The sequence below is a fragment of the Spirosoma sp. 48-14 genome, from assembly GCF_001898575.1.
Classification (GTDB): Bacteria; Bacteroidota; Bacteroidia; order Cytophagales; family Spirosomataceae; genus Spirosoma.
Genome location: NZ_MKUD01000001.1, coordinates 26,358 through 39,434, shown reverse-complemented (window position 1 = coordinate 39,434; position 13,077 = coordinate 26,358). Strand labels below are relative to the sequence as shown.

General features: G+C 47.4%; 9 protein-coding genes. All 9 read left to right on the top strand.

From position 1 onward, the window contains the following. Nucleotides 1–206: 206 nt before the first annotated feature. Entirely contained in the window at nucleotides 207–1,328 is a 1,122-nt protein-coding gene (locus BGO59_RS00105; RefSeq protein ID WP_293678913.1) for a sensor histidine kinase, read from the top strand. Continuing rightward, nucleotides 1,325–2,089: a LytTR family DNA-binding domain-containing protein gene (locus BGO59_RS00100; RefSeq protein ID WP_293678911.1), complete on the top strand. Its 765-nt coding sequence runs from the start codon at nucleotides 1,325–1,327 to the stop codon at nucleotides 2,087–2,089. The genes BGO59_RS00105 and BGO59_RS00100 overlap by 4 nt, the downstream gene beginning before the upstream one ends. A gap of 181 nt (nucleotides 2,090–2,270) precedes the next feature. After that, the gene (locus BGO59_RS00095; RefSeq protein WP_293678909.1) at nucleotides 2,271–2,525 is read left to right on the top strand and encodes a hypothetical protein; all 255 of its coding nucleotides are present in this window, start codon (nucleotides 2,271–2,273) and stop codon (nucleotides 2,523–2,525) included. 335 nt (nucleotides 2,526–2,860) lie between these two features. Further along, entirely contained in the window at nucleotides 2,861–3,901 is a 1,041-nt protein-coding gene (locus BGO59_RS00090) for a TIM barrel protein (RefSeq protein WP_293678907.1), read from the top strand. Nucleotides 3,902–4,594: 693 nt separating this feature from the next. Then, entirely contained in the window at nucleotides 4,595–5,332 is a 738-nt protein-coding gene (locus tag BGO59_RS00085; RefSeq protein WP_293678905.1) for an SDR family oxidoreductase, read from the top strand. Nucleotides 5,333–5,411: 79 nt separating this feature from the next. After that, nucleotides 5,412–6,329 (top strand): AraC family transcriptional regulator, encoded by a 918-nt coding sequence (locus BGO59_RS00080; protein ID WP_293678902.1) that lies wholly within the window; start codon nucleotides 5,412–5,414, stop codon nucleotides 6,327–6,329. 269 nt (nucleotides 6,330–6,598) lie between these two features. Continuing rightward, nucleotides 6,599–7,498, top strand: coding sequence for an alpha/beta hydrolase (locus BGO59_RS00075; RefSeq protein ID WP_293678900.1), 900 nt, complete (start codon nucleotides 6,599–6,601; stop codon nucleotides 7,496–7,498). A 130-nt stretch (nucleotides 7,499–7,628) separates the two neighbouring features. Then, nucleotides 7,629–9,635 (top strand): glycoside hydrolase family 3 N-terminal domain-containing protein, encoded by a 2,007-nt coding sequence (locus tag BGO59_RS00070; protein WP_293678898.1) that lies wholly within the window; start codon nucleotides 7,629–7,631, stop codon nucleotides 9,633–9,635. A 77-nt stretch (nucleotides 9,636–9,712) separates the two neighbouring features. Next, on the top strand, nucleotides 9,713–13,009 hold the full coding sequence (locus tag BGO59_RS00065) for a glycosyl hydrolase (protein ID WP_293678896.1): 3,297 nt from the start codon (nucleotides 9,713–9,715) through the stop codon (nucleotides 13,007–13,009). Nucleotides 13,010–13,077 lie beyond the last annotated feature (68 nt).

Here is a 13,077-nt window from a genome sequence, read left to right as displayed (position 1 = left end):
AACGGACTTAGCAGCCTAAATCCTTCATTCAACTGGCGCAACCCGTCATTAGTCATCTTTTTTTTTCGGTCTTATGCAATGCACATAAACTTATGTGCCCTTTCAATCATTAGGGAACTAGAATTCGATAATCGAATGGCGATCCGGGAAAATAGAGTGGCTGTGGTATACTAGCTATGATGCAAATACCGACAAATGAAGTATATATGGCCAATTCTGCTGGCAATTACCTTACAAATCGCCAACGATGGCAACTGGCAACAACTGTGTTTGCTATCTACTGGCCCATCCGGTTGTATGTGGCGGTTAACCACTTTTCGCTGGCCTTTCTGGAACGGATATGGCCGTTCTGGATTATGGAAATAACGGTTACGATTCTTTTTTTCGGGTTGTGGCTAACCGTGACCGACTGGTTTCAGCAACGGATTTTTAAACTGTTTCACAAAGGGTTTCTGATCGAATTTGACCTGCCTGCGCAACTAATTACGTTGTTTGTGGCGGGTGGATTGGCCGTTTTGTTCAATATGGGATTTTTTCGGTTGTGGGTGGCCATGGCTGAGTTCGAGCCGCTTCGACTTACAACCTTTACGCACACGCTGACCAATGTTCAGAAAGCAAACCGGCCTAAAGACCCTAGTCAGGAGCACAAGTTCTATAACGGCCTAACGATTATGGCGATGCTGGCGGCTTTTTATCTGGCCGCCAATCGAAGAGGGTATCAGCAACTTGAAGACATCCGGGTGAAAGCCGAACAGCTCAAGCAGGAAGCCGCTCAGACGCAGTTCGTGGCTCTTAAGAATCAGGTTAATCCCCATTTCCTGTTCAATAGTTTCAGTATTCTGTCGTCACTGATTGCTGTAAATCCCAAACTGTCTATCCAGTTTGTGGGGCAGCTGGCTAAATCGTACCGCTATGTGCTGGATCAGTATGAGGCACAGAGCGTAAAACTTCAGGACGAACTGGAATTTCTGAAAGCCTATACGTTTTTGCTGCAAATACGATTTGGTGATAAGTTCCGCGTCGTAACCGATATCCCTTCCGAAAAGGTGTCATTATTTCGAATTGCTCCCCTTACGCTCCAGTTACTAATTGAAAATGCAGTGAAGCACAATCAGATGTCGGCCGAAGAACCGCTTCTTGTAACACTCTCTGTTCAGCAGGATTATATATGGGTTACGAATGCAATTCGACTGCGTCCCAAAATGGAAACATCGACGAGGCTCGGCCTGAAAAATATTACCAAACGCTACCAGTTGCTGACCAGTCGACCAGTACTGATCGATGACCAGACTGACGTGTTTACGGTTAAAATTCCACTGCTCGAATGAATGTATTGATTGTTGAAGACGAACCACTTACAGCCCAACGGCTGGAAATTCTTTTACTGGAGTATGACCCTCAGATTCAGGTGCTGGCTCAACTGCCGTCGGTGTCGAAAGCAGTCCAGTGGTTCAACGATCCTCTGTCCACCGAACCGGAGTTGATTTTTCTGGATATTCACCTGGAAGATGATTTAGGGTTCAACCTCATCAAAAAATTAAATTTGACGATCCCGATCATCTTCACCACCGCCTTTGACGAATACGCGTTACAGGCCTTCAAGGCAAATAGTATTGATTATCTGTTAAAGCCCATTGAAACGGATGAACTGGCTGCGGCTATTGATAAGTTTAAAATGGTTCGCCAGGCATCCGCAACGATGAATACGGCCGTGCTCAATCAGTTGATCAAAAAGCTGGAGCCGCCTACTTATCGCGATCGGTTTATGGTAAGTGTAGGGCCCCGATTGCGGAGCATTCGGATTGAGGAAATTGCCTATTTCTTTTTTGAAGAGAAAGCTACGTATGTTATGCCGCATACGGGTGTGCCGGTGTCGATCGACTATAGTCTGGATAAGCTGGGTCAACTGGTTGATCCCGATCAGTTTTTTCGCGTCAATCGATCGTATCTGGTTAGTGCGTCGGGTATCCGTTCGGTGTATGCGTACTCGGGTAGTAAACTGAAGGTAGAATTGGCCCCACAGCCCCGGCAGGAGGTATTTGTCAGTATTGATCGGGTAACGAGTTTTAAAGAATGGATGGGTAAATGAGCCATTTTGGAGCTGTTTCCATACTGACTTAACCTCGAAAATCCTTTGCTCATCCCTGTAAACCCGTCATTAGTCATCTTTTTTTTAGACCTCGGGTAGCTTCCTATGAACTTTGTCTCAATCTCTGATTCGATGGATTTCCTCGATGATGAGTGAGTTTATTCAACGTTCCATCGAGGTTATGACTTACTATTTCTATACGTATTACCGTAATCCTAAAATCACACTTCATCGGGCCGATTGCGGCTTTTGTAACAAAGGGAAGGGCATGCAAACGGCACGCTCACACAATGGAACCGGCCGCTGGCGAGGTAGCTATTCACAATTTGAGCAGGCTGTTGAAGCGGCTCGACTTTTCAGTGAGCAAATGGGCGTTGAGCCTACTTATTGCCAGCGATGCTTATCTGATCTGGAAATCGCATCGATCAAAAACTGAGCCGATTGCTTATCCATATGCGAGTGGCTAAAGCCCGGACTTACTGAGCTAACGTTAGTAAGTCCGGGCTTTTTGTCGATTAAAATGGCTCATCTATCGGCGTTTAGTAGCAACTAGTCTATCTGATTTGTACATTCGATTGAAAAAGTATTGCTTTAGTTAGGCATTCCTGCTAGGATGACAAGGGGAATACCTGCGATGTCGTTCGTCTGTTCGCTGATGAAAGCCTACTGTTTGCCCAGAGCCTCAGCCGACAGGTAGTATTGTGTGTTGGCTCTGAGTAAATAAAGCCCCTGTTTTCTCTTTCATCCAAATCCGTTAACCGATCGTTAATTATGAAAAATCAGTCAACCCGTCGTCAGTTTTTAGGAGCCGCAGCTACACTTGTTGCAGGGGCTACTGTTGGTAGTAATCGTCTGTTTGGTGCTCCGGCGCTTATACGTAGTCTGGGAGATAAGCCTAATTCACTGTTCGATGGTGTCCAGATCGGGACCATTACCTATTCGTTTCGGGATATGCCCGATCAGAGTGCCGAAGCGACGCTTCAATATGTGCTGGATTCTGGCATAAGTGCCATTGAGTTAATGGGTGGACCGGCCGAATCGTTTGCGGGCGCTCCAAAAAATACCCTTGATATGCGGTCTGTTTTTCCATTAATGCGGAAGCGTGCCGAGAAACAGGAACTTACCGAAGATGAGCAGAAAAAACTCGCCGAGTTCGATGCACAACGTAAAGCCTATCAGGCCGAAGTAGCTAAATGGCGGCTTTCTGCCCCTATGGATAAGTTTGAGCAATTACGAAAAATGTATAATCAAGCCGGGGTGAAAATTTACGGCTTCAAGCCTGATGCGTTTGGGGTACAAAATTCTGATGCAGAGATTGATTATGGTATGAAGGCCGCTAAATTGCTGGGTGCCAATCAGGTAACGCTTGAACACCCAAGTAATGACGCTCAGACGCTGCGCTTAGGTAAGATGGCCGAAAAGCATGGTATAAAAGTTGGGTATCACGGACATGAGCAACAAACGCCAACATTCTGGGATACGGCCCTGGCCCAATCACCAGCCAACGCCATTAACTTTGATCTGGGCCATTATGTGGCGGCTGGTAATCCTGATCCATTAGTCTTCCTGAAACAAAAGCATGATCGAATTGCCAGTATGCACATCAAAGACCGTCAAACGGCCGACCATGGGAAAGGCAATCTGGCCTGGGGGCAGGGCGACACGCCATTACGGCAGGTGTTGCAGTTGATGCGTGACCAAAAGTATACCTTCCCGGCGGCTGTTGAGCTGGAATACAAGATTCCAGAAGGGTCAAACTCGGTGAAAGAAGTGAAAAAATGCGTTGATTATTGCCGGAATGCCCTGAGCTAGCCCTAACCAATTTTACATAATATATGGCCCCGATGAAGCCGACTTTATCGGGGCCGTCTGGTGTTGAGGTAGGTAGGATTGATGCTTTTGCCATAGTTCCGATTGTTATGACACATTTTGTTTTTACATAAACAGGGAGGTCTAATAAATGCTAGCATTTTTCTTACAATCGTTCACTTGTGCTTTATGAAATCGATTTTATCGTTTTTTTCTATTCTGAAATCGATTTGGGTTTATCTGCTCATACTGATCCTTCGTTTTTTTATGCTGTTTATTCAGGCTTCACACATTATGGCCTCCTATGAGCCAGCAAGATGTTAAACTAGCATGTATGGATTTTTCTGATTTTTGTTTAGTTTAGCAACTATCAAGTTGATAACGACTAGTTTTCCATACCATGAAGCGCAAAAATTGGCTGCCCCTACCTGGTCCTTGGACCGTCGTCCTGTTGATTTCTCTAGCCTTATTCTATTTTTTCATTTCCTTTCTGCTAAAACTGTTTTAGATCAGAGGGCGGGAGGGCTTGATTTCCAGATCATATGCGTTGTGAGCCTTCCTGTTTGGGCGGAACTCGAGATTGGCTCGATCGGGTAGCGGGTAATGACCCGTGAAATGTACCAGTAATTCCGAAAAATGTGTTTCAACTGGCGGTGAGTTGTACCATAGCTTTGCCCCATCACAAACAGATGAAACATGAAAACAGTATTGATTACCGGAGCGAATAAAAGCATCGGTTTCGAAACAGCCCGGCAGTTGCTACAAAAAGGGTACTACGTTTACCTGGGTAGTCGTGATGCTGAAAAAGGCCAGCAGGCAGTCGATCAATTGAAGTCGGAAGGATTTGACAGTGTAGAATCTATCACCATTGATGTTGATAATCTTGAGTCTATAAAAGCCGCTCGTGCAGCATTGGGGCAGAAAGTTGAGGTTTTAGATGTACTGATCAACAATGCGGGAATCAGTGGTGGCTTTCCTCAAACAGCACTCGGTACAGACATTTATGTATTCAAACAGGTATTTGAAACCAATGTATTTGGCGTTGTCAGCACCACACAGGCTTTTATCGACCTGCTGAAAGCATCGCCAGAGCCAAGGATTGTCAACGTCACGTCGGGCCTGGGGTCGCTGACACTCCACAGTGACCCTAACTGGAAGTATTATCATGTAAAAGGGGCTTGTTATCCTGCTTCTAAAGCTGCTCTGAATGCCTATACCATTGTACTGGCCTATGAACTGCGCGACACCCCATTTAAGGTCAATGCAGTCGATCCAGGGTATACGGCAACCGATTTCAATCAACACCGTGGGCCGGGTACTGTATCGGATGCAGCCGCGCGATTGGTAAAAGCCGCAACGCTGGAGTCAGACGGGCCAACAGGGCAGTTTTTTAGTGATGATAATGCTCCCGATACGGGAATAAGTCCGTGGTAATTATTTTATTATGAGGTGATTGCGTAAAGTGCGGCCTTATTTGTTATAGACGTATCACCAAGATGAACATGCGTGTAACATGGCTGAGCATCCATACAAGAATTTAATGCCCCTTTCTCCTAAAGAATTGAGCCTACATCACTTTGGGGCTGAAGAGGCATTAAATCTGTCTGATTTTCAATTGCTATTCCACATCAATCGAATTGAAGATGTGTTTACAAAAATCAGGTTTCCCCTTGCACCGCATCGTAAAACAGTCTATGATTTTATTTTTCTGGCCGAAGGGACAACGGCCCGAAGTAAAGACCTACATCGATTTGAATTTGGGCGCAATACGTTCTTTTTCTTGCCTGCCTTACAGATTTCTGCTCATGAGTATATGAGCGCGGATGCAAAGGGCTTTTTTTGCCACTTTGATGCTGCTCTACTTAATGCCATCTTTCCGAAGGCCCCTTTCTATGACACATTCCCGTTTTGGCAGTTTTCGGCTAATCCATTAATTACAATACATGATTCCCTGCGAGAACCCATTCTGAACATATTGAATCGTTTGCTTGATGAGTATGAGTCCAAACCGTCGCCCAATCCGGCTATATTGGGGGCTTATTTATTCGCGCTTTTTACCGAACTAAATGCAGTAGAGACAACGTCGGTTGCAGCCACACAACACTCCGCGATACGCTTTACTGAAAAGTATACGAATTTGCTATCTCATTATATTTATACCCATCATAAAGTAACGGATTATGCTTCGATGATGGCCATAACGCCGGATCATTTAAATAAATGCGTTAAATCGACAGTAGGCAAAACGGCACAGGAATTACTATCTGATAGGATCATACTGGAAGCGAAAGTCTTATTAAAACAAACGGTATTGTCTGTCAGTGAAATAGCGTTCAAATTTTCAGAAACAAACCCTAGTGACTTCGCCCGCTTTTTTAAGGCTAGAACAGGTTTGACCCCTAAAGAATACCGTCGTCAGGCTGTTAGTTAACCCGGCCATTGGCCGTATCGTTTTAACTGTTCATGCATAATCAATAGTCAGAATTGCCGGATTTTGCATAGTTTACCTCGTATTGTGCTAATTTTTCAAGCTATCATTCTATTAGATTTGTGCGATCTCATTACCATGGTTAAGCGTGTTTGACGAACAGGTGTGGGTAAAACCGAGCGTACTTTTTGTTAATTAACCATGGGTTTTGATAACTTATTGGGGCTTTGGTCACTTACCAAAGCCCTGTTTACGTTTCTTCGTTAGCTGCTATGATCCGCTTCTTTATTCTGGCCTGCATCAGCTTTATATCAGGCGCTGCCACCATCCATGCCCAACAGGTTTTAAAACTTTACGAAGGTAAACCCAAAGGGTCTGAAAGCTGGACTTGGAACGAGCAAACGAGTACAAATAACCAGTTCAAAACCGAAGTGGTGTATAACGTGTCGGAACCGACCATAACAGCTTATTTGCCACCCAAAGAAGCCGCTAACGGAACCGCTATTATTGTAGCACCGGGGGGAGCCTTTCATACCCTGAGCATCAACAGCGAGGGGGTTGATGTAGCCAAGTGGCTTAATAGCAAAGGTATAGCGGCTTTTGTACTTAAATACCGGGTTGTACATAGCTTGACCGACGATCCTGTCAAAGAACTGATGCCCAAAATGCAGGATTTCAAAAAACTGGACGAAGAAAACGCGCCCGTTGTACCACTGGCTATGGCTGATGGTCTTACGGCTGTAAGGTATGTGCGCAGCCATGCAAAGGACTTTAATATCGACCCGAAAAAGATCGGGTTTATGGGCTTTTCGGCGGGGGGGACGCTGACCATGTCGGTCGTGTACAACGCTACAGACACCAATCGCCCCAACTTTGTTGCGCCTATTTATGCTTATGAGCCCGCCGTTATTGGCTCTGCGATCCCAACCGCCAAAACCCCCATTTTTATCGTAGTGGCTGGTGACGATCAGTTGAACATGATGCCCATGAGCATCAACATCTACAAGAAATGGTTCGATGCCGGTCAACCCGCTGAGTTACATATCTACGAAAAAGGTGGTCACGGCTTTGGTATGCGGAAGCAGAATCTCCCGGTCGATACGTGGTATGAACGTTTTGGCGATTGGCTCAACGTTCAGGGGTTTATGAAAACTCCTGAAATCCGGCATTAACTATACCCATTATACTGGGGAGGGGAGCCTATCTTCCTGACCTGGTGCAAAAACTGCGGGCTTTTGCATAACTACTCTTTAGAGGATTGATCGTCAACTGTCTTACAATAATGAACCCTAAATCCAATTCATGAAATACCTATCGCTCCGTATAATTACCGGCATTCTCTTTACGACCTGTGCGGTTGCCCAGAACCCCAGGCAGCCCATGCTGGGTAAGCGCAGTGTGGCATTACTGAATAGTAACGCGTTGCAATTCAAGGATCTTAACAAAAACGGTAAGCTTGATCCATACGAAGACTGGCGATTGCCGGTAGAAAAACGGGTGAATGACCTGGTGTCGCAGATGACGCTGGAAGAGAAGATTGGGTTCATGCTCATCAGTACTACACGGATGGCGGGCGACTACTCGTTTCAGCAAAATGCGCCAAAGGCCGAAATCAGTAGCGGATTCAATGAAGAAGACCTGGTGCAGCCCAACAATATGTTTACCCGTAAGCCTTTGCCAGTGCCCATGTTGTCGGCGGCTGGTACTACGAAAGGGGTAACCCAATTTCACCTGCGTCATTTCATTCTGCGGGCAAATCCGTCGGCCCGCACTATAGCCGAGTGGTCGAACAACTTACAGGCACTATGTGAAGGTACACGACTGGGAATTCCGGCCATTGTGGCCTCTAATCCCAGAAATCATGTGACCATCGATGCCTCAATTGGGTTGAGTGTGGGCACGACGGCTTTTTCGAAGTGGCCGGGTGAGCTTGGTCTTGCCGCCATGCGTGATCCGAAATTAACCCGCGAATTTGCGCAGACTGCGGCTCAGGAATGGGCCTCTGTCGGCCTTCGGAAAGGGTATATGTACATGGCTGATCTGGCTACCGAACCCCGCTGGCAGCGCGTCGAAGGTACGTTTGGCGAAGATGCCGACCTGGCCGCCAGTATGATTCGGGAAATCGTGCTGGGCTTTCAGGGGGCTTCCCTCAATCCATCGTCGGTTGCCATGACAACCAAGCATTTTCCGGGTGGAGGGCCTCAGGTAGATGGCCAGGATTCGCATTTCGACTGGGGGAAGTTTGCCCATTATCCAGGCGGTATGTTCGACTATCACGTAAAGCCTTTTAAAGCCGCGATCGACGCTGGTACGTCGGCCATAATGCCTTATTATTCAGCGCCGAAAGGTAAGGGTTTTGAGGAGGTTGGCTTCTCATACAACAAGGCCATCATACAGGATTTACTCCGGAAAAAGCTGGGTTTCAAGGGTATTGTCAATTCTGATACAGGGCCCATCGATATGATGCCCTGGGGGGTCGAAAACCTGACGTTACAGCAACGATACCAAAAAGCGCTGGATGCCGGCGTCGATATTTTTTCGGGAACGGCCGACCCGACCGTACTACTTGAAACGGCCAGAAAAGGCCTGGTTTCCGAAGCCCGAATCAATGAATCGGTTAGCCGCTTATTGCGTGAAAAATTCCTGCTGGGATTGTTTGAAAACCCCTATGTCGATGTCGACAAAGCCGCACAACTGGTTGGTAGCGAAACATTGCAGAAAAAGGCCGATCTGGCGCATCGTAAGTCGATTGTGCTGCTACAAAATGACGCAAAACAGTTGCCTATACAGGCCAAAACGAAGGTTTATTTTGAAACGTATTATGATAACGGTCGGGGAGGTAATGCGGTGCATATCCATAAGCCAGCCCAGTCGAATAGTAATCTTGAATTTGTGTCGTCGAAAGACGAGGCCGATGTGGTGCTGCTTTGGTTGATTCCTACAGGTGGAAGTTTGTTTACTGCAGCTGGGAAACCCATTGAGCTACGTTTATCGAAAAACCATGTCGATGTGAACCATGTCAATGAGCTATTGAAAAGTAAACCGACTGTTCTGGCGATCAATTTTTCGAGCCCGTGGGTACTGGATGAACTGGATGCATCGGCTACGAAAACTGTATTGGCCACCTTCGGCACTACACCCGATGCCCTGCTGGATGTTGTCCGGGGAGTCTATAAACCAACGGGCAAATTGCCGTTTACGATTCCGGCTTCTGAAAAAGCGGTTGCCGAAAACAAGTCTGACGTTCCTGGTTTTCAGGAAGGTAGTGACTATGCCCGGTTTCGATTTGGTCATGGCTTAAGCTATTAGCTATCTGGTTGATTATGAGTGTGCTGGTGTAGTGTTTTTTTATAATATATGATTTCTGCCCTTTCCTTCCCTGGTTTATGAAATATAAACTTGCTTCATTCCTGTCAATGACCGTGCTGTATAGCATGGGACAAACTACGCTGCAACAAGGTTTTCAGACCCCGCCCGATGCGGCAAAGCCCCGTGTCTGGTGGCACTGGATGAATGGTAATATTACCAAAGAGGGAATTACCAAAGATCTGGAATGGATGAAGCGGGCTGGTATCGGAGGCTTTCAAAACTTCGACGCCAGTTTATTTACGCCTGTAGTTGTTCCCAAAAAACTGGTGTTTATGACACCCGAGTGGAAAGATGCATTTCGCCACACAACCGAAACGGCTAAACGGCTTCAACTCGAAATGGCTATTGCCGGTTCGCCAGGATGGAGCGTTACGGGAGGACCCTGGGTAGCGCCTAAAGATGGGATGAAAAAGTACGTCTGGACCGAAACACGGCTGGAGGGTGGGAAAGCTTTTTCTGGAAAGTTGCCACAACCGCCGGATATAGCCGGGAAATTTCAGAATGTGCCACTCGCTTCGTCCAGTCTGATGGGAGGAGCCCCAAAGGCGATACCCCATTATTATGCCGATGCCGCTGTGATTGCCTATCGCTTACCCGAAGCCGAGAAAACACTGGCAGCACTAAACCCCAAAATTACATCGAGCGGTGGGACGTTTACACTGGCCGACCTCACGGATGGCGATTTAGCCAAAACGACGCTATTGCCCCCAAAGGAGATCGGTGAGGATATGTGGATTCAGTTTGAATTCGATCAACCCCAGACGTTTAAAGCGTTTACTATCGTAGGAGCACCTGCTGCCGGTGAACTGGCCGAGTTCAGAGGGATGCCTGACAACCGGAGTCTGAAAGTAAGCGACGACGGGGTTAATTTCCGTGATGTGGTGGTCATTCGGGGAAGCACCGTTCCGCAGAGTACGATGGGAATTTTGCCCACCACGGCTAAAGTGTTCCGGTTTACCTTCAAGACGGAGAAGCCAGAAGGCAACCCCTTTGGTGAGATGTTTGGCGGTAGTTCGCAGCCAGGGAAACCTCAGGGCGTGCCGGTAGCCGAATTGGTCCTGCACAATACGAATCGGGTGGATCTGTTTGAACAAAAAGCTGGGTTTGCCGCCTGGAAAGAAAGCACCCATTCGCTCGTGAAAAATGATAACGATGCCATCCCAACGACGAATGTACTAGACATTTCCTCGAAAATGGCAGCCGACGGAACCCTGAACTGGACCCCACCGGCTGGCAACTGGGCCGTTGTGCGATTGGGGTATTCCATCACAGGCCGGGAAAATCATCCGGCCTCCCCCGAAGCTACTGGCCTTGAAGTCGACAAGCTGGACAAAGAAGCCGTCAGGAAGTACATCAATACGTATCTGGATATGTATAAGGAGGCTACGGGTGGGCAAATGGGTAATCAGGGTTTGCAGTATATGGTGCTGGATAGCTATGAGGCAGGCCATATGACCTGGACCAAAGAGATGCCCGCTGAGTTTCAGAAACGGCGGGGATATAGCCTTACACCCTGGTTGCCGGTACTGACGGGAAGAGTGATTCAGAGTGCTGAAGCCAGCGAGAAATTTTTGTGGGATTTCCGCAAAACGATTGGTGAGCTCATTGTCGAAAATCATTACGAGGTGATCGGGGAAGAGCTGAACAAGCGGGGCATGAAACGATACACTGAGTCGCACGAAAATGGCCGGATTTACCTGGCAGATGGCATGGATGTGAAACGCAAGGCAGAGATTCCGATGTCGGCCATGTGGACGCCCGGAAGTCTGGCGGGAGGGAACGACGAGGAAGTACGTAGCGAAGCCGACATTCGTGAAGCGGCTTCGGTAGCCCATATTTACGGTAAACCGTTTGTGGCAGCAGAGTCCATGACATCGGCTCGGGATGCCTTTAGCTGGCACCCCGAAAAATTAAAGCGGACGGCTGATCTTGAGATGGCTTCGGGCCTGAATCGGTTTGTTATTCATACATCTGTACACCAGCCACTTGACGATAAAAAGCCTGGTTTTTCACTAGGGCCCTTCGGGCAGTATTTTACCCGTCAGGAAACCTGGGCCGAGCAGGCCAATGCCTGGACCAACTATCTGAGCCGTAGCTGTTATATGCTGCAACAGGGAAAACCAGTTGTCGATGTGCTGTATTATTATGGCGAAAACTACAATGTTACCCAGGCATTCGCCGATAAGTTACCGGCTGTCCCTTCGGGCTATGAATTTGACTTTGCTAATTCGACCGTTGTCAAAGAAGCCTTACAGGTCAAGGGTAGCACTATTGTCACAACGGGCGGCCAGCAGTACCGGATTCTGGCACTCGATGCGTCGGCTAAAACCATGACCTTGCCCGTATTGAAAAAGTTGGGTGAGCTGGTCAGAGCCGGTATGAACGTGGTAGGAGCGAAACCGGAGCGATCACCGAGTTTAAGCGAAAATCCAGCTGAATTCGATGCTTTGGCTAACCAAATCTGGAGCCATCCAAACGTATCGACTAAGCCGTTGAACGATGTGCTAACTGGATTGGGCATACAAAAGGATGTGGACATTGCGGGAGCAAACGCAAAGATTCTATATGTACATCGTCAATCAGGAAATACAGATATGTACTGGCTCGACAACCGTAGCGACGCTTCCAATGAGGCTACGATCAGTTTCCGTGTTGCGGGCAAAGTGCCCGAACTATGGTACCCACAAACGGGAAAAACTGAGAAAGTGTCTTACCAGATCAAAGACGGCCGGACTATAGTTCCGCTCAAGTTTGAGTCATGGGAAGCTTACTTCGTCGTATTCCGGGATAAAGCCACGGCAATAGCCTATACCAAACCTGCTGTTACGATCACCGAAGTGGCGCAGATCAACAGCCCATGGACCGTACATTTTCAGGCCGGTAGAGGGGCCCCAGAACAGGCAACATTTGCCAATCTGACTTCGTGGACCGAACAGGCCGATGCAGGAATCAAGTATTTTTCAGGGACTGCGGAGTACGAAAATACCGTTGAGCTACCCGCCCTGATAAAAGGTGGACGTTATATGATCGACTTAGGTGAGGTGAAGAATATAGCCGACGTGGTAGTCAACGGAAGAAGTATGGGTGTCCTCTGGAAAAAACCATTTCGGATGGACATCACTGAAGCTGTAAAACCGGGAAGAAATACGATTCAGGTGAAGGTGACTAATCTATGGGTAAACCGACTAATCGGTGATGCTCAACCTGGAGTAACCAGTAAAATTACGTTTACCACGATGCCGTTCTATCGGGCCAACTCACCGTTACTTCCCTCGGGTTTGTTGGGGGCGGTGAAAATACTATCGATTAAGTAAACGCGTACGCCGATTCTGATTCGAGTTCCTGGGCATATACGCTCGGGGCATACCATAACTCGAATCAG